A 19,821-nucleotide genomic window follows, 5' to 3' on the forward strand; every position below is an offset into this window, starting at 1 on the left:
CCTCCTAATGAGCCTGCCGATAGGCGGCCATGCGGTCGGCGCGCCGCGCCTGCGCGAGACGGGTCCGGGCGTCGTCGCACCGGGCGCGACGCGCGCCGCGATCGCAGGCCTCGACGACGGCTTCCAGCGCAGCGCGATCGGCGCCCGCTTCGACCCCGGTCCCGGTCTCTGGGGCGCAGGCCGCAATCAGGCTGGCGAGACCCAGAAGGGCGCGTCTCACCGGAAGGCCTGCCGATAGACATCCATGCGGGAGGCGCGTTCCGCCGCGATCCGTTCGCGGGCGCGTTGCTCCTCGAGGCGCCCCTCCGCCGCCTGGGTCAGCGCCAGCCCCTGGAGCCGCACCTGCTCGTTCTCGATCAGCGCCTGTTCGGCGGCGAGCCTGGCGTTCAGATCGAGAACGGCGCGGGCGTTGGGGGCGGTGTCGAGCGCGCGCCGAAGGGTCTCCAGACCTTCGAGCCGCGTCGTGGCCGCGCGATCAACCGTCTCCCCGATCGCCAGGTCCCGCGCCGCGAGGGCGCCGGATCTCTCCAGAGCGTCCGCTCCGGCGGACGAGGTTTCCGGGGTGTAGACGCGCGTTTCCCGCCGAATCTCATCGACGCGTTCTGCGAGGTCCCCCAGCGCCGTGAGGTCGCCGTCCGCAGCGGAACGCAGGGTGGCCACGTCCGGCAGGGGATTGCGGATTTCCGGCAGGCCCAGGCGCTCGGCGATTGCATTGACGTTGGACAGCTCGTTCAGACTGGCGAAGAGCTCCTGACCCTGCTGGACCTGCGCCTTGAGGCTGTCGAGCTGTTCCATAGCCGTGCGCGCGTCCTGAACCATCTGGGCCAGGGATCGGGGGTCGTGGACCAATTGCTGGGCCTGGGCGGGAGCGCAGGTCAGCGTGGCCAGGGCGACAGCGATCGAGAGGATTGAGCGTCTCATGTCAGTCTCCGTTGTGTGTGGAAGGGCTCCCGCCAGGTGGCGTAGTCGTCGCCTGTCTCGACCCTCAGGCGGTCCAGCAGGGCGACGGTCTCGGTTCGGCCGGAGAGGATTGCGAGCGGGTCGTCGAGACCGTTGAGATCCAGCTCGACCACGACGCTGTCGTGGCCCTGTTTGACCAGGAAGCGGTGCGACTCCGGCGTCAGCTCATCGCGGATCAGCCGGAATTCTTCCTGGCTCAGACCAAAGCCCTCGACGTAGTCCCGGGCCTGGGCGTGGGCGTTGGGCAGGAAGATCTTGGTGGCGCACTGCTCGAGGATGGTGTGGGCGATCGGCGAGCGCAGGGCGTCGGCGGGCGATTGGGTCCCGAACACCATCAGGGCGTTCTGCTTGCGCCACGTCTTCAGGCCGTCCTGGGCGAGGTCGGTGAAGGCGGGGTCGCCCAGCACCTTCCAGAACTCGTCGATGTCGAGCACCAGCCGACGCCCGTCCACCCGCTGCGCGATCCGATGAAAGAGGTAGAGCATCATCGGCGTGCGGACTTCGGGATGGTCCAGGACGTCCGTCATGTCGAAACCCGCGAACCGCGCCTCGAGCGAGAGGGCGTCGTCGTCGCCGTCCAGCGCCCATCCCAAGGGGCCGTTCTGGGTCCAGCGCTCGAGCCTGGCCCCAACCCCGCCGCTGTCGGATTGGCCCAGAAGGCTGCGAAGCGCCGTGAGGGAGCGGCGTTCCCGGGGCAGGACCTCGAGCGCGGCGACCGCCTCATCTATGGCGCGCGCCTGCGGCACGGAGAGGGTCTCGTCGGGGCGGCTGACCAGGGTTCGGACGAGGCGGCTGAGAAAGGCGCGGTTCGCCGGCGACGGCGCCAGCGCCTTGAACGGCGCGAAGCCGGTCGGCACGCCGTTGCGTAGCGCAAGGTAGGTGCCGCCGGACGCGCGCACGAAGATCTCGGCGCCGCGGTCCTTGTCGATGAAGAGCTGCTGGACGTCGAAACGCTCCAGCTGGGCCAGCATGAAGTTCTGAACCACCGTCTTCCCGGAGCCGGACGGGCCGCAGATGAAGGTGTGGCCCAGATCCCCGACATGGAAGTTGAAGTAGAAGGGCGAACCGGCTGTGGTCCGCAGCATGGCGACCGCCGGGCCCCAGTGGTTGCCCGTGGCCCTTCCCACCGGATAGGCGTGGAAGGGCGCAAGGGCGGCGAAGTTGCGGGAGGTGATCGCGGCCGGCCGCGTCCGTCTGGCGAACCCGCCGGGAAACTGGGCCCAGAACGCAGCTTCCAGACCCAGATCCTCGCGAGCCACGACCAGTCCGGAGTCCGCCAGATGCGCCCTGGTTTTCGCCAGGTGGTCGGCGAGCGTCTCCGGCGTTTCGCCATAGACCAGGACCGAGGCGTGGTGCTCGCCGAGCACGAACCGGTTGCTGACAAGGTCGTCCAGGGCGTCGGACAATCCTTCGATCTGGGACGCGGCCCGATCCCGCGCCGACACCATCTGGTTCTGTTTACGCTCCATCACCGAGCGGGCGGACGCCTTGGAGAGAAAGGCGAACGACTGCGTCATGACAAAGCCGAAAGGCGCGCTCAGAAGGCCGTTCCACAGGCCGGGGCGCGTGGCGGCCGGGTATTCCTTGATCGCCAGGATGCCCGCAAAGCGCGCTTGATGGATGTCGCGGATTTCCAGGCTCTCGCGCCCGAAGATGACCCTTACGGTGTAGACCGCCGACCCGAGGTGGCCATGAACGAGGGGCGCCCGTTCCGGGCGGCCCGTCAGAACGAGCCGAACCAGCTCCATGGGCTCCGAACACCAGACGTCGCCATGGGCATAGAGCCCGAGACGGCGCGGGGCGTAACGCGCCAGGTATTGCTCGAGCTCGCGCGCGGCGTCCTCAAGCTGCTTGATCTGTTCGGAAGAGACCTCGGTCTGCATGCGCCGGGCCGTCTTGAGCTTGCGCATCAGGGCGCCGGCGCGGTCGCCGGCATCACGACCGGGATGCAGCACCAGGGTGACGAAGAGCTCGTTGACGAACAGGCGCCGCCCGCCGATGCGGCTTTCGTAGCCCTCGGAGAGTTCGCGAGCGAAGACCGACCGGAAACCGCCGGAGGCGGCGGGGCTGACCTCGCGCCGCACGATGTGATGCCAGACCGCCAGACGGTCGTCGGCGAGATTGCGCCACGCCTGGTTCAGCTTGGTGTGCCAGTCGTTCAGGTCGCGGGGGTCCGCCGTTTCGAACGCCGCGCCCTGGAGTTGGAAGGCGATCATCAAGGCGCCGCTGTCCAGGACGACGACATGATCGCTGGCGTGCCTGGCATAGGGGAGGCCCGATAGCGCCTCGCTCTCCCTGCGCAAGCGCGCCGGCGTGAGGCGAACGTCACCCACGGGCCAGCTCCCTCGCGCGATACCGCCGGACGACGGGAAGCGGCGTCGGGGAGCTGCCACCCCACAAGGCGCCATTTCTCGATCGGCCCTTGGTGTCGATGAAGACAAGCAGAAGCCGGAAGGCGTTGTGATCGACGCGGCAGATCGCCCGGAACACCAGATGCAGGACCGGCGCGATCAGTAGGTAGAGCAGGCTGCCGCCGACAAGAAACGCCAGTCCGGAGACCATGACGTTGACGCCCATGGCCTCCATCGGCACGCCGAGGATCATCGCCGGCCGGGTGCAGGCGAGGAACAGCGGTTCCTCCATGAGCCGTTCCTCAGCCATGGTCCCCTCCGCTGATGACCATGACCGTCTTGACCAGGGCTAGGCCGAGCAGGCCGCCGCCCAAGGCCTGGGCGAACCGTTCTGCCGAGATGAGCCTCAGGCCGAGCATCAGGCTCAGGGCCAGCGCGCCGGCCGCTCCCGTTACGACCAGAAAATCTTCGGCGCGGCTCATCAGGCGCCGCCGGTGATGAGGCCGACGATCTCGGCGGCCCCGAAGACCACCACGATCCCTAGGATCACGATCGCGGCCCGCCGCAGATCGAACAGGCCGAACATCCACAGAATGCCGACGACGACGACCGCGAGGATCGCCAGCAGCCGGGCCGTGTTGCCCGTCAGCATGTCGACGACGTTCTGCAGCAGGCCCTCGACATTGGCGGAGGCGAACGCCGGTTGAACGGAGAGGAGGGTGGTCGCAATGGCGATCGCACCGATCGCGCCGCGACGGCGCAAGGTGGAGTTCAGGGTCAAGGGAGAACACTCCAAGTCTGGTTTTGCGGGTCGGGGGCGAAGCGGATGGTCGGGCTCCATCGGGCGCGCGCGAACACGTCCCATTCAGCGGGCGGAGGGGCGGCGTGGGCGGCGTCGGCCAAGGGCGCGTTGACGCGCACCGCCTGCGACGCTGACGACGCGGGACGCACAAGTCCGAGCTGCGCCGCCGAGGCCTCGACGCGGGCGACATAGCCGTTGCGGAAGCCGCGTTCGGGGTGGCCCGTGTTGTAACGCGAGAGCGCTACGCGCAGGGCCTGCTGGGGGTCGGCAGAGGCCCGGACCGGATCGAAGCCCGCGCGCAGCACGGTTTCGGCGGCCGCCAGATTGCGACAGGGGTCGAAGGCGTCCTCCACCGTGAGGCGCAGCCATCCGAGATTAGCCGAGTTGATCTGCGCCAGTCCGAGATCGATGTTTACGCCCGCTGAGATCAGGCGACGCGCGGTCCGCGCGGCCTCGTCGCGGGACCGCGGTTGGCGGACGGCCGCCGCGCGGTTGACGCCGATGGCGAGAGGATTGAAGCGACTCTCCGTGTGCGCAACGGCGGCCATCGTCTCGGGAGAGACGCCGGGCGCGCATTGCGCGGAAAGGGCCAGGACGAGGGCGAGATCCATCAAAACAGGGCTCCATCACGGGCCCTCAGCAGAGCGTATCAGGCGCGCCTGTTCGATCCGTCAGGGCGCCACCGGGAAGCTACGGGGTGAAGGTGCGGGGTTCGCTCGCCCGGCGGTCGTCGCCCGCCAGCCGCGCCACGGCTTGGACGCGAGTCCTGACGCCAAGCGCCCTGCAAGCGAGCAGGATGTGGTCATCGACAGTCCGGGCGGAGAGCCGCAAGCGACGACCGATCTCGCGCGACGGCATGCCCTGCGCGGCGAGACGCAGGCAGTCGGCTTGGCGTTCGGACAGGCGCTTGGCCATCGGCAAGCCGTCCTCGTCCTGCGATCGGATGAGCGATTGGGACATGGACTCAAGCCAGACCCGGATCGAAGTTTGCGGCAAGACCGCAAGGTCCACGCAGGGAATTTACGGTGTGAGGCGAGCGAACCTTAGCCGTCTTCCTCCGAGGACGGCGTGACGAGCCGACCGATACGGTCCGCCAGCCAGGCCTTCGCTTCGTCGTCCCGTCTCACCGCCTGCATCCCGAGGTCCTTCAAAGCCCGGGTGAAGGCATTGATGATCGAGCGTGTGTCCAACTCCATGATCGCGTCGCCCACCGCCTCATCGAACTCCTGGGCCGCGACCCTGAGCGCGAGCATCGCCTTGTTGTCCGCGCAGCGGACGGCGAACTCCGGCGACCCGAGCGCCATGCAGTCGATAATCGCGTAGGGATCGCTGTCTGTGGCCGCTGCGAAGCGGTGGATGCGGTCGAGATTGATCTTCCCTTTTCCCGCTTCGAAGTGTTCGTACGACCGCTTGGCCATGCCCATGGCCTCGGCGACCTCGGCCGGCCTCATGCGACGATGCAGGCGAACCAGCCGCAGCGCGGCGCCTAGGATTTCATTCTGAGAGCGGGGACGATCGCTTTCCATCAGCTCGGCTGCCTCGGGTTGTGGAGGTCAACGCGATTCACGACGCCGTACTCCCGGTGGTTGAAAAATGGGGCAGTTGAGCATCAAATGAAAGACGGGAAGCTCACGGTGTCCCAAGTCTTGCGGAAGGTGCGCAAAGAACATGCGGTACTTGAATGAAAACTAGTCAGCGCCGCCCAGCTACTCTCGCATCGCCTAACTCCGTCAATCGCGAGGCCGATGGCTCGCGCGCGACGCCGACATGGCGATCACCCGGCGGGGCGTGATGCGGGAGAGAGATCACTTCGCCGTCGCGCGAACCGCCCTGGCCGGCTACGCCGCCGCCGGGCGGTTCGGCTGGGGGCATCCCCTGGTCGCCACCAGTCTGGCAACGGAACTCGGCCTCAGTCCCACCCCGGTGCGCGAGGCGCTCGCCCATCTGGCCGGGGAGGGGATCATCGAGCACCGCCCCGGACGCGGCTATTTCGCACCGAGTCCGACCGCCGCTGATATTGTTGGACTTTACCAGCTTCATCGCCAGTTCCTCAGAGGGTCGGCTTCGGAGGTGGTCTTGCCCGACCTGTTCCCGGTGGACGCCGCTGAGGATGAAATCCAGCGCATCGAGAGCGTGTTCGATCGCCTGGCGCAGCAAGGCGGGAACAGCGCCGTGGTGGAAGCCTTTCGACGTGTGACGGCGCAGCTCAGACCCATCCGGCGGATCGAGGCGCTGCTTCAAGACACGGGTTGGGACCTGGTGATCGAGATCGATCGTCTCGATTCAGAGAGGGGCGCGGCCGAGGTCGTCAAAGCTGTGGACAAGTATCATCAAGGCCGCATTAACCTTGCGCAGTCGGTCGAGAAGGTGATGCGGCAGTCTGCGTGAAGTATATTGCAAATATAGTTTGAAAATATGATGCGCCCGCCGCCTTCTGTCATGACCGGCCATTCCGGTCGGATGAAGGAGGTAGGCTATGTTGAAAGCAACGATTTCGAGCCTGATCGCACTGGGCTCCGCGCGGCGTGAAACCCGTGCCGATAGCGATGGGACTCACATGGAGCTCATCGGCGGCCAGTTCTACACGAAGGCGGGTGTGGGATCCGAGGTCACGCGGCTGGGCTCCGCGCGCGACGAAACGCGGGCGGTCGAGGACGGCAAGCGGTCGGAGCTCGTCCCCGAGCTTCGCTACGCCACCGCGGAAATCCGCCTCAGCTGAGCGGCCGGCGGAGCCTTCGGGTCGCCGGGGGCTCCGTTCGCTACAGGAGATTGCCATGAAAGTTCGCGCCTCCACACTGATCGTCTGCGGCTCCGTTCGCCAAACAACCCGCGCCTGCGACTTTGGCGACCTGACCGAACTCATCCCGCCCTATTTCTACATTGCGCCGACATCGCTTCGGGCGCGGTCTTAGCGATGAGCCCGGACGGTCCCGGACGAGCGCCAGCCGCAGCGTGCGACGACATGGCTATGGGCCAGCAGGCGAGCGTGGTGCTGGGAGACGATGTGCATGGAGTCGTGGTGGGCGAGGACCTCGCCCTGATCGACCTCGGCGCTGACGCTTATCTTTGCCTTCCGAATGGGGCGTGTGGTGTCGAGCCCGGGGGCCTCTCCGTGCGACGCCTGCACGGGCCGACCGCAGCCGCAATCGAGGCGGCGGGGCTTGGAGGCGGTAATGGTTCTGCGCCGTTCCGACCGCCGCCGGCCTTGCCGATGCGGACCGTAATTCACGACGCGCCTTCGCGGGTCTCACCGCGTCAGGTGCTGCGAGGGCTGTGCGCCGTGAGCGATGTTCGTCGCGCCCTGCGCGGGACAGGCCTGCGTCCGATTCTCGCGGTGGCGCCGGGGCCCGGCGGCGCCGTGAGCCCCGAGAGGGTCACCCGCGAGGCGAGGGCGTTCTGGCGACTTTCGCCATGGCTGCCGATCGAGGGCGAATGCCTCGTCCGCTCGGCGGTCCTGATGAGCTACTTGAGACGCGCCGGCTTGTCGGCGGACTGGGTCTTCGGAGTTCGCCTCTGGCCCTTTTCCGCGCACTGCTGGGTCCAGGTCGGTGACGTCTGTCTGAACGACGACATCGAGCGGCTCGCCGCCTATACGCCGATCTATTGCCGATGACGCTCGCGACGCCAGATCTTCGCGGCTACGTGGTCATCGACCAGGCTGATCGTGGACGCGTGCGACCGGATGTCGTCCGCGCCATTCGTGGACTGGAAGGCGGGGGTTGGCGCAAGGCGCTCGAGATCGACGGACTGAGCGTCTATCTCGGACCGGAATCCCCGCTGAAGGTCACTCAGGTCCAGCGTCGCCACATCCTGATTGGAGACTGGCTTGGAGACGGGGAATTCCTGTCCACCCTAGTCGCGCTTCATCGATCGGCCGAAGCACTGGCAAGTGCCGTGGTGTCTCAGGGCTGGGGCCGATACGTCTTCGTCTGGCGGGATGATGACGGTGATCTGCGCCTTCTTCGAGACCCGAGCGGGGCGCTGGACTGTGTTTGCTGGCGTTATGGTTCTGCAGGGCTCGCGACAAGCCAGCCCCCAGACGCGTTGGACCCCCTCATGCCGGATGATCTGGCGATCGACTGGGACGTTCTTGGGGAAATCGTCGGCGCGGTGAACCTGGCGTCCGACGCGCTTGCCCTTACCGGTCTGGAGGCCGTCATGCCGGGCGGTTTGGCGCGGATCGGCCGTACCGTCACCCAGGGCGCGGTGTGGACGCCGGCCCGCTTCGCGGCCGCCGCCCGTCATTGGGATGACCGTCCCGGCGCCATGGTCGATGTCGTGGATCGCGCTGTCGCGGCTTCGGTCGATGGACACGCTCGGATCGTTACCGAAATCTCCGGCGGTCTGGATTCCGCGATCATCGCGGCCAGCCTCGTAGAAACGGGCGGCGCACGGCGGTCGCGGTTCGTGAACTACTTCGATGATCAGCCCGAAGGCGATGAGCGGACGTTCGCGAGAGCGGCCGCCGCGACCCTGGGCGTGAGCCTGGAAGAGATCCACAAGCCGATCGCCCCTTTGAGCCGTCGACAGTTTGATCCGCTCGGCCAAAGCGTGCGCCCGGCGCTGCACGGCGTCGACATGGTTTACGACGCCGACATGGCCGGTCGGGCCCGCAAGGTTCGCGCGACAGGTTTGCTGACCGGGCAGGGCGGCGACGCGGTGTTTTTCCAGTCGCCCGACCCCTTGGTGTTCGCTGATCGGATCCGACGTGAAGGGCTCTGGGGGCTTGAGCCAAGCCATTTGGCGGCCGTCGCGCGCTGGACGCGGCATTCGGTCTGGACCATCGCCCGACACAGCCTGTTTCCTAAACCCCGACCGCTGGCGCCGGGGAGACGGCACAGGTGGCTCGAGGGAGCGGGATCGCTCGCCCCGGGCAAGGCGCGCCAGGTCCAGCAACTGGCCAACTGCCAGACGTACTGGAGCGACTGCCTGCGCGCCCGTTCAGCGACCCTTCTCCATCCGCTGCTCACTCAGCCCGTCATGGAGCACTGCCTTGCCATTCCCACCGACCGTCTCACCCTTGGTGCCCGCGATCGCGGCCTGGCGCGAGCAGCGTTCGCGGACAGACTGCCGTCGCCGATCGTGGAGAGGAGGGACAAGGGGGACCTCAGTCGCTTCTACGCACTGGTCGTGAGACAGAGCGCGGCGGTGTTCAAGGAGCTTCTCGTGGATGGTCGGTTGGCGGACCAGGGCCTGATCGACACCGACGGGTTCGATCAGGCTCTGTCCGACGCCAGCCTAATCTGGGACCCCGCCACCAACCGCTTTCTCATTCTCAGCGCGCTGGAGGTCTGGGCGAGGACCTGGGAGGCTCGCATCGCGCGGGTCAGACGGGCCAAGATAGCGGTCCAGCCAGGCGAGAATGCGTAGGTGCAGGTCGCGGATGTTGGCCGGGCTGACGAACTCGTGGCTTTCTCCGAAGTAGGTGACCAGTTCCGCCTCGCGGTTGAGGCGATACAGAGCCCCGAAGATCGAGTCGAAGCGGGAGCCGTCGAAGTCGCTCTGGATGAGCAGGGTCGGCGTATGGATACGATCGACAGCATACAGCGGACTGCGATCGATGTAGCGACGCGGATTCGTTCCCAAAGGGACGCCGAGACCGCCTTGCCCGCCTTCGAGCCAGCCGCTCTGGATCGAGACGCCGGCCTCACCGCTCAGGCTGGAGTACAGCCGCGGTTCATAAGCCTCGCTAAGGTCGCCGTAGCCGTTCGAAGCAATAATGGCCCTGAAGGCGTCGGTCTGGGTCGCTGCCCGAAGGACGCCGTAGCCGCCGAAGCTGTGCCCTATCAGGGCGGCTCGCTCGGCATCACACCGGGACGCGGCGCAGGCGGCCTGGACGATCGCGGCGAGCTCAGGACCGAGGTCACCCAGATCAGATGAGGGCGACGCCCGCTCCGGCAGGCTGGGCATAAGCACGGCATAGCCCGCAGCGGAAAGGATGGCCGGGTTGATGTGCAGCTGCAGAGAACCCGGCAGCAACCGTGGAGGCGGAGCCGGATACACTCGGCCCGGGTAGGCGATCACCGCAACGGGGGGAGGCGCCGAGGTAGGGGCGGCCGGCAAGAGCAACCAGCTTCGAACGAGCCGACCCTCCGGTCCCCTCGTTTCGACAGGGACGACGTCGCCCCACGCGCGTTGATCGAGCTCGGCGTTTAAAGTCGCCAGTTCAAAACTATCCGATGGGGTTCGAAGTCGAACCTGCGTCGCGCCGCCTAGGGACCGGCGTAAGCTCACGATGAACGCAGCGTCTGGACTGGCGGCCGTGATCGTCTCGTCAGCGGGGAGCGGCCCGAAGCAGTGGGCCAAACCATTGGAAGGCCGCAAACACCCTTCCGGGTCGAGAAATACAGACTGACCGAGGCGTTCCGCCGTCGGGTTTTGTGTGTCCCGCGCCCCAAGATCGGTCGATGTCCCGGCGTCGACGAGGCGGCCCGGAACACGGGCGCGCGGGCGGCCGTCTTGAAAGGCCGTCAGGCCATCGCTGCGGCGAATGTAGGTCGCGCCGTCGAAACGGACGACGGCTTCCCCATCCTCCACCTGGGCCACGGTCTGTCGGCGTCCGTCCGGGTCCGTCGTCATCCACGCCTTCTCGCCCTCGGCCGTTTGAACCTGGAAGATCGGGCGGTCACCGTCCCAGGTGGCGCGCGCGATGGGTATGGTCTGGCTGTCGCCGTCGATCGCGGGCGTGGCGTCGCCCAGATCGACCGGGCTCGCGACCCCGGCTTGGTCAATGAGCCAGAACCGTCCGGTTTCGAAGCGGCCGCCAAGGGCGCGTGCGAAGGCGATCAGCCGATCGGACCGCGGCGACCAGCTCATCAGATGCGATGTGAAATCCTGGTTGGGCAGGGGCTCGACGGTCGCGCCCGTCTCGAGATCGGTGAGCAGAATACGGCGCACGCGTTTAGGCGTGCCGGTGAACATCACGGTGTCGAGACCGTATTGAATGTCATCACCGTCGAGCAGCGTAGCGGCTGAGCGGCCGTCAGGCGACAGCGCAACATCGATGATCGCACCTTCAAGGAGGAGCGTTTCGCGGCCGGTCGTGAGATCAACCAGGAGAAGCTGTTGAGGCGTCCCCTTGTCCCGGCTATCGCGCGCTGCGCCGCTGGACGTCGCGATCGAAGACGGAGAATGTCCGCCCTGCGCCCGTCGCCAGAGCTCGGTCTGTCTCACGACCGATTGTTCATAGACGCCGATGATATACGGCAAGGCGCCGTTGCGCCGGGCCACGACCAGGAGTTCCGTCTCCGAGCGCCAGGCGACCGTTTCGCCAAAACGCGCGGGCTCGGGTGACAGGTCGAGCCAGCGAACCGCGCCCGTAGCCAATACCATGACGCCCATACGCCATCCCGTGTCGGATAGGCGGTAGACGACCATATGCCCGCCGCTCGGGGAGAACGGCCCGGAGGTGAACCCGGCAGAGTGGCCCGGATCCTCGAGAGCGTGGCTGAGTGTCCCGTCAATGGCGGAAAAGACGAGCAGGCGGCTCAGCAATGCCTCTGTGTAGTAGTCGTATTTGTATGTCGCCGCCGTGTTCCAGGGAGCCTCACGTTCGAGGACGATCCAGCGGCTGTCCGGGGAGATGCGGACATTGCCGAGGTCTTCGTGACTGAGGAGGTCGTCGATCGTGAAGGGACGGAGGGCGTCGGTCCGGGGCGGCGCCTGGCACACCGCCGCGCTCGCGGCGACCAGAACGGTCGCCGCAGCCGCAAGGCCAAGAAGGGACTTCATCACCAGCGCCGGGTCAGCTGGATAGAGATGAAGCGGCCGAGAACATTGGTGTTGGCGGCATCATAGGCCACACCTTCCGGCGCATCGTAGAAGGGCGGGTCCGCGTCCAGAAGATTCTGGACGTTGAGTGTGACGGACGTACCGCCGAGCCAGCCCTGCTCAGGTGAATAGCGAAGCTGGATATCGGCTGTCGTCCAGGAGCCGATCCGACGCCCCGTGACCTCAGGATAGCCGTCCACGTAGTTGATGGCCATGGATGCGCCCCAGTCCTGGTAGCTCCAGCTCGCCGAAGCGCGTCCGCGCAGATCCACGGGGAGATTGGGACTGTTCATGCCAGACTGGACGGGCGCGCTCGGGGTCGCGTGGGTGTCGAACCGCCCGAGATAGGTGACGTTGGCGTCGACCTCGAAGGCGTGGTCGCCGACGTCGAATGCGTAACCGAGGTTGGCGTCGACGCCTTCCAGCAGAACACTGGACGTGTTGACAAACCGCGCGTCGACGATGGCCCCGTAGGCCTCCGCCGGAAACAGGTCGGCCAGCGCCGTCGTCGGCAGATCCAGCAACGCCTGCATGTCTGCGCGATCCTGCGCGTTATTGATCGGATCGATGATGCGGACAAAGGCCGCCAGAGCCGGGTTGGTGAGGGCGGTGGTCAAGGCGGTGAAGGCCGGCTGGCCGATCTGGTTGTCGAAATCGATCCGGAACAGATTAAGGCCGACGTGGACGCCGGGAACCGACGACGGCCGATAGTCTCCACCGACCGTCCAGCTCTTGGCCTGTTCGGGCTCGAGATCGGGATTTCCGCCGTAGAGGATCTCGGCCAGCACCTGCTGGGATCCGCGCGGCAGGAAAGTGGGGCTCTGGTCCGCCGATTCATGCAGTTCGCGCAGCGCCGGCGCGCGGAAGGACTCGCCGTAGTTGGCGCGGAGCACAAGATCGGAATGGGGCTGCCACAGGAGACCGATTTTCGGGCTCGTCGTCTGCCCGGCATCGGAATAGTCCTCGAAACGGCCTGCAATCGAAAGCTCCAGCCGTTCGAACCCTGCTCGGCGGTTGTCAGCGCGGAAGAGCGGGATGCGAAGCTCCGCGAAGGCGGACGCCACCTCGCGGTCAAACGCGACGGGCGCGCCGATCGTCGGCGTCACGCCCGAGGTGAAGCTCGAATCCTGCCTGTCGAAGGTCTCGCGGCGAAAGGCGACACCCGCGGCGAGCTTCACCTCACCCCCGGGCAGGGTGAAGAGGGTCCCGTCCGCCAAGGCGTTGACGGACGAGACGGTCGTCTCCCCCTCGCCGCGAGCCCAGCCCGAGCCGATGAAGGCGAGCGCGCCAGGCGAACTGTTCGAGCCGTCCGCGAAGGGATTGAAGTAGCCGTCGCGTGGCGCGCTGTAGGCGGTCGCCGGATTGTCGGCGATTGCGCCCAGCGCTTCGCGCAGGAAGGTCGAGTTCAACTGGTTCGTGCTCGCGTTCTCGCCGTACTCGCGCGCGTAGGCGACATAGGCGTCGAGCCGCCAGCTTCCCGCCAAGTCGATCTTCGCGCCGACCGATGTCCCGAGACTTTCGGCGCGACCGCTGATCCTCGGGTTCCCGAGGTCACGACCGAAATTGTAGGCGATGATGTGCGACGTCGCTCCCGTCGGCGAGACGAAATACGGATTGGCGGAGGTCACGGTGAAGGTTGTTGGAAACCCCTGAGACACCGCCTCGAAATCGCGCAGCCCGTAGCGCAGGTCCGCATTGAGAGAGATTCGGTCGCCGAGGTCCTGATTGAGCGCCAGGTAGGCGCTGTGTCGCGTTTGCTGCGGCAACACGTTCAGGCCTTCGCGGTGATTGTAGAGGTTGCTCTGGCCGGCGATGAAGTCGCCCGGCTGCAAACCAACCCCGTTTCGACCCGAGGGAATTGCGTAGGTCGTCACATAGCCGCCGGCGGCGGCGTCGAAGACAACGATATTACCGGGATTGCTGAAATTGCGGCGTCGGTCTGACCCGCCGAAGCGCCGCAAGTCTGCATCGTTCGCCCGGTCGCGCTCGGAAGCGGCCAACCGGCTGCGCTCGTTGAACTCGTAGGTGCCCAGGATCGACCCAGAGGACCAACGGCGGCCGAAGGTCTGACCCATCTGAAACTCATCGCTCGCGCCGTCTCCGGTCGCGCCATAGCGGACGCGCGTTTCGGCGCCGTCATAGTCCTCGCGCAGAATGATGTTGACCACGCCGCCGATCGCGTCCGCGCCATACAATGCCGATGCGCCGTCCAGCAGGACGTCGATCCGGGCGACGGCGCTCGTCGGGATCGTGGAGACGTCGGCGAAATCTCCCTTGTTTCCCGTTCCGGCCATGCGACGGCCGTTCACCAGGACAAGCGTTGCATCGCTGCCGAGCCCGCGCAGATTGACCCCGGATGCGTAGAAGCTGTTCGTTCCGGTCCGGTCGCCACCGTTGCTCATCGCGGCGTCGTTGCCGGTGCCGCCGAAATTCTGGGGCAGGGCGGCCAGCGCTTGCGCGACCGTGCCGTGCCCCTGCCGATCGATGTCGTCCCGAGTTACCGTGACGACGGGCGAGGGGCCGTCAGCGACACCGCGGATGAGGCTGCCCGTGACGACGACATCTTCGATCTCGACGGCGTCGTCCGTCATCTCCGCCCGGGCTCCGGGATCGTAAACCACCAGGGTGTTCGGGCTCGTCCGCCGCGCGCGCAGACCCGTGCCTTGCAGGAGCGCCGCCAGCGCCTGGTCCGTGCTCAGAGCGCCGCTGACGCCAGGCGTCTGGCGCCCGATCACCAGATCGGTGGAATACAGAATCTGCTCGCCGCTTTGCTGGGCGAACAGCGGCAGAGCGGTCTGGAGCGGGCCGGCCGGGACGCGGAACTGGACCGCTGGAGACTGAGCTTGAGCCACGACCGGCGTGGCCGCGGCAAGGACAAGAGCGAGCGCGCCGAGCGCGGAGGAAGAGGAACCGAAACGCATTAAAACCCCCGAGGTGAGTATCCGCAGTGATGCGGGTCGGGGAAGAGACGAAGGGGCGCGGCAAAACCCCTCAGCGCACCGCCGCATTTTTTGCGGCCGCGTCACGAATGACGATCTGGCCTGTCGCGTTCCGCTCGGCCACGACGGGGTAGAGGCCGGTCAGGGCGGAGACAAAGCCATCGAGGTCGCCGGTATTGAAGGCGCCGCTCACGGCGATGCCGGCGATCGTCGGCGACTCCAGGACGATCTTGGTCGCGGTGTAACGGTTGACCTCGGCGACCGCCGACTCGACCGTGTCGCCGTCGAAAACCAGGCGACCGGCAGTCCAGCTTGTCTCGGATACGACATCCACCTGTCGCACCGCCGGGCGCCGCGACGCAGTGACGATCTGCTGGCCAGGCGCGAGAGACCACGGCGACGAGGGCGTCGCGCGGTCCCGGACATCGACCTTCCCCTCCAGCAAGGTGACCTGTGCGCCGTCGCCGGCCCGCCGGACGTCGAATCGCGTTCCAACGGCTGTGATGTCGGTGCCGCCGGCGCTCACCACGAACGGCCGGCTGCGATCACCCTGAACCTCGAAGAAGGCCTGGCCGCTGGCCAGCTCGACCGCGCGTCGGCCTCGGTACAGCTTGACGCTGATGCGGGAGTCCGTGTCGAGCGTCACGCGCGAGCCGTCGGCGAGGACGACCAGACGGCGCTCACCCAGCCCGGTCTCATAGGCCTGGCTTCGGCCTGACCAGACCAAGAGGGTGAGTGAGACGGCCGCGATGGCCGCCACCGCGCCAATAGGGACCAGCACGCCGGACAGCCGCGCGCGGGCCCTTCTGGACGCGTCCGCGCGCGCGCGTGCGCCCTGCGTGAGGGCAGCGACATCCGCGTCGCCTTTCAGGGTCTCCGCAGCGTCCCACATCGCTTCGACGCGGGCATAGGCCGCAGCATTCTCGGGGGTCCGCCGCCATTGGCTGAAAGCGGTGATGTCTGATGCTGACACGCGCTTCTGGTTCAGAAGGGCGAACCAGGAGGCCGCCTCGCGTCGTCTCACGTCCAGGTCGGTATCGGCAGTCATCGTGCGTGCCTTAGACGTCCAGTTGCGCCATGCAGTGCTCAACAGCCCTGGCCATCCGACGTTCTACCGTAGCCAAGCTGATCCCTTGAGCCAGAGCGATCTCCGAATATGTCATACCGTCAAACCGGCTCAAGACGAAGACGTCCCGGTAGAGCGGCGGCATCGTCAGCAAGATCTGCTTGAGAAGCAGGCGGTCGACCGGGCTGTCGGAAAAAGACGGAGCCAGCGGCGCAGCGGCTCCGAGCGCCCGATCCCTCAGACTTAGCCGTCGCCGTTCGTCCCGCACGAGATTGAGGGCGACCCTCAGAAGAAGAGCCTTGGGGTGCCGGATTTCGTCAAGCAGGTAGGGCGCGATGCGCAGATAGGTTTCCTGCACGACATCGGCGGCCTCATCGACGCCCACGCGTCCACGCAGGCGCTGGCCGAGCCATCCCGAATAGCGGCGATAGAGCCCGTTGAGACTCGCCGCGGCGCCCGAATTCAACTCCTTTGCATCGCTCAAGGCGACCTCCAGCCGGTGTTCAGGCGGCAGGAATCCAGGAGCGCGCCCGCAGGACGCCACGCGCACGAACAGGTGCGCCGCGATCACCAAGCGGACGGACGCCGCGCCTCAGTCGCACGGTCGTAAAGGTTGAGCTTCGCACAGGGGATTCCCGGCCCCTATCGACGCAAGCGCCGACGCCGAAGCATGAATCAAACCGAGTCCCGGTGCAAGGCGGAGGGGTCGGGCGAGGAATCCTCTGCGAAGAGGCCCGCTACTTCAGGATGAAACGCCGCCTCCGCCATGGGCGGACCCCGGCTCCCGCTCCGTCCCTATATGACGGCGCCCGACGGGGCCCCGTGTAGGCGCCCGGGACGGGCGGAGCAAGTCACCGGGGCGTTCAGCGCGGCCGATCAGCGCCGGTGCATGCCCGACCAACTGCGCAACTTTTTTGCGGAGATTGCGCAAGGTCTTGGCGTTGCTGGCGACGAAACCGCAGATAGGGTTCAGCGTCGAACGTGAGTAAAATCATGACGTCCGCCTCTCAATCGAACCTATCGCCGCAAAGCCATGCATTGAGCCCGCGTGAACTGGAGTGCGTCGTCTGGGTCAGCCGAGGCAAGAGTTCGGGGGATATCGGAGCCATCCTCGGCCTCTCCCCAAGGACGGTCGACAGCTATCTGGAGAAGGTGTGCGCCAAGCTGCGCGTCCGGACACGGATCGAGGCTGTCGCTGTGGCGGTTCGATCCGGCATCATCGACCCCGACTGAACCGCGGCTCACACGCGGAGCGTGATATTTCGTCGAGAATCGGAGCACGATCATCGCCTGAACGGTGATCATGTCGCTTATGCCCGGAGACGTCGTCCAAGCTTTTGCCGGGGAGATCGCCTCTCGCGATGCGCGCCGCCTGGAATCCTACCTCGCCGAACACGTCGCCGCCCAGTTCGACATCGCCGGCGAACTCAGAGGTCGCGCCGCGCTGCTGGGCTTCTGGCGTCGTCTGTTTCAAACCTATGCGCTCTTCGAGCTTCACATCCTGAAGGCGGTCGTCGACGAGGGTCTGGTCATCGCTGAGAGCGTCTATCTGTTGGGAGCGCGCCGTGGCGGCCTGATGAGCGTCCGGGCGATCAATCTATTTGAGGTCGAGGGCGGCGTGATCACGCGTTGGCGCGACCACGCCGATCTCGCTGACGTGCCGCGCGCAGAGCTCGACCGCTGGCGCCGGCTCAGCGCCGCCCGGTGGTGACGACAGAGTAGGGGGCGGGCCGGGAACTTCTGTGCGAAGCTCGGCCTCTTCATCCGCGATCGCCGCCGACGCAGAGCGTCCCCTGGCTCAAGATCGAGGGCTATACAGCCGAGGCCCGCCGAAGCCATCGTATCAACCTTCGGACGGATTCCAAGGTCGAGCGATGGATGTGGAGGGTCAACAGGGCGCTAATCGATTTCCTCGCCTTCGACGTCGGGCGCACTCCCAGGCCCTGTGCTGGCGATCTTTGCAAGGCGACGTGGCAGCTCGCGTTCGATCACGCGCCGCTGATAGGGGCTGAGCTTGCGCCACCCGGCGATCTCGGGCCGCGTCCGACCACAGCCTTCGCACTGACCAGAGCGGCCATCGAAGGTGCACACGTCGATGCAGGGCGTCTCCGCCATCAGGACGTTAACGCCACGACGGCCTGCCAGGTCAGGACAAGACCGACGACGGCGATCAGGCCGCCGGACGCAAAGGGGGCCTTACGAGCGAAGGCCGCGAAGCCGCCCGACCAGCGCTTCTCGGCATGCCGCATCCCGATGGCAGCCGCCACCCCGACCGTGACCATGGTCGCGGCCAGCCCGATCGAGAAGCAGAGCACCAGAGTGGCCCCGAGCGCGACCTGTTTGAGCTGCAAACAGAGCAGCAGCACGGTGATCGAAGCCGGGCAGGGAATCAGGCCGCCAGTCAGGCCGAAAAGCATGATCTGCCAGGTTGTGACCTTGCGGTTGGCGAACCGCCTCTTGATTTCGTTGGCATGGGCGCGCTCGTGCGCATCCTGATAGCCGGGGTCGGAAACATCCAGGCCGCCGTGATCGTGGCCCTGATCGTGGTTATGCGCGGCGAACTCGACCTCGAAGTCATGGCTGGGATGACCATGGTTCAGGCTGAGGCGCGCTGTGGAGCGTGGGGTTCCGGGATCTCGTCGGTCGATTCCAGAAGGCCGTCCCGGGCTTCGAAGGCGAAGGTCTGCACCGCGCCGTCGGGTGGGCTGGTCGTCACGGTAATCGACTGGGCGCTCGGAACCCGCCCGTGTTGGGGAGCGACGCGGAATCGCGGTGGAACGCCATCCTCGAACACGCTCAGACCGACAGCGCCGTGGCCCCTGTCTATCCAGCGGACATCGTTGGATCGTACTCATGGTCGTGATGGTGGTCGTGCTCGTTATGAACGGCGTTCTGCTCTCGCCGTGTCGCAAACATCATCCACGCGGCAACCCTGAGAATGATTACCGCAGAGGCCAGCTGGAACCAGCCCTCCGAGGCCTCGACGTCGAAGTAGCGACCGAAGTAGAGGCCGGTCAGGGCGATCGCCGATGGCCGTATGGGGTCGCGGAAAGGCCGAGCAGGATCGCCTGCCAGAGGGGCCCGCGAACCGCGACGATAAAGGCCGCCATCATGGTCTTGGAGTGGCCCGGCTCGAGCCATGCAAAGCCCCCAGCAACAGGGCGGAGGGGATGAACAGCCACACGGGGGGCCGAGCCCTGCGACAGCAGGTCTGCAAAGGGGGCATCGGCGTCTCTCAGGTATTCCATCTGATCAGCCAAGGCTTCATCGTGCCTCCGCCAACAGGGGCATTGGAAGAGACGGCGCTCCAGATTGAGGGCGAGCCAAACCGGAATTCAGGTTTCGGCTGACAAGGACGCCGGCCTCTGATCTCCGGGCAGGACCCGCCGGAGATGTTCTAGCACGACGTCGGCGGTGAAGGGTTTGGACAGGAAGGTCGCTGAGGCGGGAAGGTCGCCCGGGCCTGGCGCCACGCGGCCGCTGGCGACGACGATGGTGATGTTCGGCCAATCCTGGGAAACTTGGCGAGCAAGGTCAAAGCCGTTCCCGCTCCCCGGCATCTCCACGTCCGTGAACAACAGGCTGACCAATGCGCCGTTCTGGCGCAGAACGCCCAGCGCTTCTTCCACATCGCCGGCCTCGAAAAACCGATAACCGGCCTCTTCCAGGATCGTGCACGACACGAGGAGGACCAGCGGATCATCATCCACAACAAGGGCGTAAGCGGCCGTCTCTGAAGGCATGACTGCGAAAGCGCTGGGAGGCGTTATGGTTTCCAGCCGCAAGATGTTTTGCTTGGTCGATGTGCTTTTCCTGTCGGCGATAAACGCCTAGGTTTCGCGTTCGTAGCGCTCGGCAGAGGACGGGTCCCCGCCAGGCAAGGAGTTCATCGCCATCTCGTCTTCGCCCCTCTCGTTCTCGGCGGAACCAGCC

The 19,821-nt window shown here is 66.4% G+C and carries 23 protein-coding genes and 1 pseudogene; 7 read left to right on the forward strand and 17 right to left on the reverse strand.

All coding sequences use genetic code 11. From position 1 onward, the window contains the following. Positions 1 to 4: 4 nt before the first annotated feature. The 9 genes from ACIQ1T_RS04460 to ACIQ1T_RS04500 all read right to left on the reverse strand — a co-directional run bounded on the left by ACIQ1T_RS04460 (position 5) and on the right by ACIQ1T_RS04500 (position 5,639). Positions 5 to 220: a hypothetical protein gene (locus ACIQ1T_RS04460; RefSeq protein ID WP_395943328.1), complete on the reverse strand. Its 216-nt coding sequence runs from the start codon at positions 218 to 220 to the stop codon at positions 5 to 7. After that, complete coding sequence (locus ACIQ1T_RS04465; RefSeq protein ID WP_395943329.1) at positions 217 to 921, reverse strand: type IV secretion system protein; 705 nt, start codon at positions 919 to 921, stop codon at positions 217 to 219. The genes ACIQ1T_RS04460 and ACIQ1T_RS04465 overlap by 4 nt, the downstream gene beginning before the upstream one ends. Beyond that, positions 918 to 3,293 carry a VirB4 family type IV secretion/conjugal transfer ATPase gene (locus ACIQ1T_RS04470; protein ID WP_395943330.1) on the reverse strand — a complete coding sequence of 792 codons (2,376 nt, stop codon included), beginning with the start codon at positions 3,291 to 3,293 and terminating at the stop codon, positions 918 to 920. Before ACIQ1T_RS04470 ends, ACIQ1T_RS04465 begins: the two co-directional genes overlap by 4 nt. After that, positions 3,286 to 3,621 (reverse strand): type IV secretion system protein VirB3, encoded by a 336-nt coding sequence (locus ACIQ1T_RS04475; protein ID WP_395943331.1) that lies wholly within the window; start codon positions 3,619 to 3,621, stop codon positions 3,286 to 3,288. Before ACIQ1T_RS04475 ends, ACIQ1T_RS04470 begins: the two co-directional genes overlap by 8 nt. Beyond that, the gene (locus tag ACIQ1T_RS04480; protein ID WP_395943332.1) at positions 3,614 to 3,793 is read right to left on the reverse strand and encodes a hypothetical protein; all 180 of its coding nucleotides are present in this window, start codon (positions 3,791 to 3,793) and stop codon (positions 3,614 to 3,616) included. Before ACIQ1T_RS04480 ends, ACIQ1T_RS04475 begins: the two co-directional genes overlap by 8 nt. Beyond that, positions 3,793 to 4,092: a TrbC/VirB2 family protein gene (locus ACIQ1T_RS04485; protein WP_395943333.1), complete on the reverse strand. Its 300-nt coding sequence runs from the start codon at positions 4,090 to 4,092 to the stop codon at positions 3,793 to 3,795. Before ACIQ1T_RS04485 ends, ACIQ1T_RS04480 begins: the two co-directional genes overlap by 1 nt. Then, complete coding sequence (locus ACIQ1T_RS04490) at positions 4,089 to 4,724, reverse strand: lytic transglycosylase domain-containing protein (protein ID WP_395943334.1); 636 nt, start codon at positions 4,722 to 4,724, stop codon at positions 4,089 to 4,091. Before ACIQ1T_RS04490 ends, ACIQ1T_RS04485 begins: the two co-directional genes overlap by 4 nt. 79 nt (positions 4,725 to 4,803) lie before the next feature. Further along, positions 4,804 to 5,073: a LuxR C-terminal-related transcriptional regulator gene (locus ACIQ1T_RS04495; protein ID WP_395943335.1), complete on the reverse strand. Its 270-nt coding sequence runs from the start codon at positions 5,071 to 5,073 to the stop codon at positions 4,804 to 4,806. An 83-nt stretch (positions 5,074 to 5,156) separates the two neighbouring features. Then, complete coding sequence (locus ACIQ1T_RS04500; RefSeq protein ID WP_395943336.1) at positions 5,157 to 5,639, reverse strand: helix-turn-helix domain-containing protein; 483 nt, start codon at positions 5,637 to 5,639, stop codon at positions 5,157 to 5,159. Positions 5,640 to 5,880: 241 nt separating this feature from the next. Here ACIQ1T_RS04500 and ACIQ1T_RS04505 point away from each other — a divergent pair, with 241 nt between their 5' ends. The 5 genes from ACIQ1T_RS04505 (at position 5,881) to ACIQ1T_RS04525 (ending at position 9,483) form a co-directional block, all read left to right on the forward strand. Further along, positions 5,881 to 6,501, forward strand: coding sequence for a GntR family transcriptional regulator (locus ACIQ1T_RS04505; RefSeq protein ID WP_395943337.1), 621 nt, complete (start codon positions 5,881 to 5,883; stop codon positions 6,499 to 6,501). 88 nt (positions 6,502 to 6,589) lie between these two features. Further along, on the forward strand, positions 6,590 to 6,832 hold the full coding sequence (locus ACIQ1T_RS04510) for a hypothetical protein (RefSeq protein WP_395943338.1): 243 nt from the start codon (positions 6,590 to 6,592) through the stop codon (positions 6,830 to 6,832). Between the two features lie 55 nt (positions 6,833 to 6,887). After that, a complete protein-coding gene (locus ACIQ1T_RS04515; RefSeq protein WP_395943339.1) occupies positions 6,888 to 7,025 on the forward strand; it encodes a hypothetical protein in 138 nt (45 codons plus the stop codon). Between the two features lie 56 nt (positions 7,026 to 7,081). Continuing rightward, a complete protein-coding gene (locus ACIQ1T_RS04520; RefSeq protein ID WP_395943340.1) occupies positions 7,082 to 7,726 on the forward strand; it encodes a lasso peptide biosynthesis B2 protein in 645 nt (214 codons plus the stop codon). Then, a complete protein-coding gene (locus ACIQ1T_RS04525) occupies positions 7,723 to 9,483 on the forward strand; it encodes an asparagine synthase-related protein (protein WP_395943341.1) in 1,761 nt (586 codons plus the stop codon). Before ACIQ1T_RS04520 ends, ACIQ1T_RS04525 begins: the two co-directional genes overlap by 4 nt. Before the next feature lie 24 nt (positions 9,484 to 9,507). Here ACIQ1T_RS04525 and ACIQ1T_RS04530 read toward each other — a convergent pair. The 4 genes and pseudogenes from ACIQ1T_RS04530 to ACIQ1T_RS04545 all read right to left on the reverse strand — a co-directional run. Continuing rightward, positions 9,508 to 11,844: pseudogene (locus ACIQ1T_RS04530) on the reverse strand (S9 family peptidase); the annotation flags it as partial. Beyond that, complete coding sequence (locus tag ACIQ1T_RS04535; protein WP_395943342.1) at positions 11,844 to 14,804, reverse strand: TonB-dependent receptor; 2,961 nt, start codon at positions 14,802 to 14,804, stop codon at positions 11,844 to 11,846. The pseudogene ACIQ1T_RS04530 and the gene ACIQ1T_RS04535, both read right to left, overlap by 1 nt. A 70-nt stretch (positions 14,805 to 14,874) precedes the next feature. Then, on the reverse strand, positions 14,875 to 15,870 hold the full coding sequence (locus ACIQ1T_RS04540; RefSeq protein WP_395943343.1) for a FecR family protein: 996 nt from the start codon (positions 15,868 to 15,870) through the stop codon (positions 14,875 to 14,877). Between the two features lie 10 nt (positions 15,871 to 15,880). Then, positions 15,881 to 16,459, reverse strand: a complete 579-nt coding sequence (locus ACIQ1T_RS04545) for an RNA polymerase sigma factor (RefSeq protein WP_395943457.1) — start codon at positions 16,457 to 16,459, stop codon at positions 15,881 to 15,883. Between the two features lie 422 nt (positions 16,460 to 16,881). On the opposite strand from ACIQ1T_RS04545, the gene ACIQ1T_RS04550 reads away from it, so the two are divergent. Both ACIQ1T_RS04550 and ACIQ1T_RS04555 read left to right on the forward strand, forming a co-directional pair. Continuing rightward, positions 16,882 to 17,121, forward strand: a complete 240-nt coding sequence (locus ACIQ1T_RS04550; protein ID WP_395943344.1) for a response regulator transcription factor — start codon at positions 16,882 to 16,884, stop codon at positions 17,119 to 17,121. A 70-nt stretch (positions 17,122 to 17,191) separates the two neighbouring features. Further along, positions 17,192 to 17,599, forward strand: coding sequence for a nuclear transport factor 2 family protein (locus ACIQ1T_RS04555; protein ID WP_395943345.1), 408 nt, complete (start codon positions 17,192 to 17,194; stop codon positions 17,597 to 17,599). A gap of 188 nt (positions 17,600 to 17,787) precedes the next feature. Here the strand turns inward: ACIQ1T_RS04555 and ACIQ1T_RS04560 are convergent, their stop codons facing one another. The 4 genes from ACIQ1T_RS04560 to ACIQ1T_RS04575 all read right to left on the reverse strand — a co-directional run bounded on the left by ACIQ1T_RS04560 (position 17,788) and on the right by ACIQ1T_RS04575 (position 19,673). Continuing rightward, the gene (locus ACIQ1T_RS04560; RefSeq protein ID WP_395943346.1) at positions 17,788 to 18,003 is read right to left on the reverse strand and encodes a DUF1289 domain-containing protein; all 216 of its coding nucleotides are present in this window, start codon (positions 18,001 to 18,003) and stop codon (positions 17,788 to 17,790) included. Beyond that, a complete protein-coding gene (locus ACIQ1T_RS04565) occupies positions 18,003 to 18,743 on the reverse strand; it encodes a nickel/cobalt efflux transporter (RefSeq protein WP_395943347.1) in 741 nt (246 codons plus the stop codon). Before ACIQ1T_RS04565 ends, ACIQ1T_RS04560 begins: the two co-directional genes overlap by 1 nt. Before the next feature lie 159 nt (positions 18,744 to 18,902). Then, on the reverse strand, positions 18,903 to 19,148 hold the full coding sequence (locus ACIQ1T_RS04570; protein WP_395943348.1) for a hypothetical protein: 246 nt from the start codon (positions 19,146 to 19,148) through the stop codon (positions 18,903 to 18,905). A gap of 75 nt (positions 19,149 to 19,223) precedes the next feature. Next, complete coding sequence (locus ACIQ1T_RS04575; protein WP_395943349.1) at positions 19,224 to 19,673, reverse strand: response regulator; 450 nt, start codon at positions 19,671 to 19,673, stop codon at positions 19,224 to 19,226. Between the last annotated feature and the right edge of the window lie 148 nt (positions 19,674 to 19,821).

Source organism: Brevundimonas sp. (assembly GCF_044336875.1).
Classification (GTDB): domain Bacteria; phylum Pseudomonadota; class Alphaproteobacteria; order Caulobacterales; family Caulobacteraceae; genus Brevundimonas.

Bases quoted from the DNA above. Each gene is read 5' to 3' on its own strand.
- ACIQ1T_RS04465 (WP_395943329.1), bottom strand. From the start codon at position 921: ATGAGACGCTCAATCCTCTCGATCGCTGTCGCCCTGGCCACGCTGACC.
- ACIQ1T_RS04475 (WP_395943331.1), bottom strand. From the start codon at position 3,621: ATGGCTGAGGAACGGCTCATGGAGGAACCGCTGTTCCTCGCCTGCACC.
- ACIQ1T_RS04480 (WP_395943332.1), bottom strand. From the start codon at position 3,793: ATGAGCCGCGCCGAAGATTTTCTGGTCGTAACGGGAGCGGCCGGCGCG.
- ACIQ1T_RS04490 (WP_395943334.1), bottom strand. From the start codon at position 4,724: ATGGATCTCGCCCTCGTCCTGGCCCTTTCCGCGCAATGCGCGCCCGGC.
- ACIQ1T_RS04495 (WP_395943335.1), bottom strand. From the start codon at position 5,073: ATGTCCCAATCGCTCATCCGATCGCAGGACGAGGACGGCTTGCCGATG.
- ACIQ1T_RS04500 (WP_395943336.1), bottom strand. From the start codon at position 5,639: ATGGAAAGCGATCGTCCCCGCTCTCAGAATGAAATCCTAGGCGCCGCG.
- ACIQ1T_RS04505 (WP_395943337.1), top strand. From the start codon at position 5,881: ATGGCGATCACCCGGCGGGGCGTGATGCGGGAGAGAGATCACTTCGCC.
- ACIQ1T_RS04510 (WP_395943338.1), top strand. From the start codon at position 6,590: ATGTTGAAAGCAACGATTTCGAGCCTGATCGCACTGGGCTCCGCGCGG.
- ACIQ1T_RS04515 (WP_395943339.1), top strand. From the start codon at position 6,888: ATGAAAGTTCGCGCCTCCACACTGATCGTCTGCGGCTCCGTTCGCCAA.
- ACIQ1T_RS04520 (WP_395943340.1), top strand. From the start codon at position 7,082: ATGGGCCAGCAGGCGAGCGTGGTGCTGGGAGACGATGTGCATGGAGTC.
- ACIQ1T_RS04525 (WP_395943341.1), top strand. From the start codon at position 7,723: ATGACGCTCGCGACGCCAGATCTTCGCGGCTACGTGGTCATCGACCAG.
- ACIQ1T_RS04535 (WP_395943342.1), bottom strand. From the start codon at position 14,804: ATGCGTTTCGGTTCCTCTTCCTCCGCGCTCGGCGCGCTCGCTCTTGTC.
- ACIQ1T_RS04540 (WP_395943343.1), bottom strand. From the start codon at position 15,870: ATGACTGCCGATACCGACCTGGACGTGAGACGACGCGAGGCGGCCTCC.
- ACIQ1T_RS04550 (WP_395943344.1), top strand. From the start codon at position 16,882: ATGACGTCCGCCTCTCAATCGAACCTATCGCCGCAAAGCCATGCATTG.
- ACIQ1T_RS04555 (WP_395943345.1), top strand. From the start codon at position 17,192: ATGTCGCTTATGCCCGGAGACGTCGTCCAAGCTTTTGCCGGGGAGATC.
- ACIQ1T_RS04560 (WP_395943346.1), bottom strand. From the start codon at position 18,003: ATGGCGGAGACGCCCTGCATCGACGTGTGCACCTTCGATGGCCGCTCT.
- ACIQ1T_RS04565 (WP_395943347.1), bottom strand. From the start codon at position 18,743: ATGAGTACGATCCAACGATGTCCGCTGGATAGACAGGGGCCACGGCGC.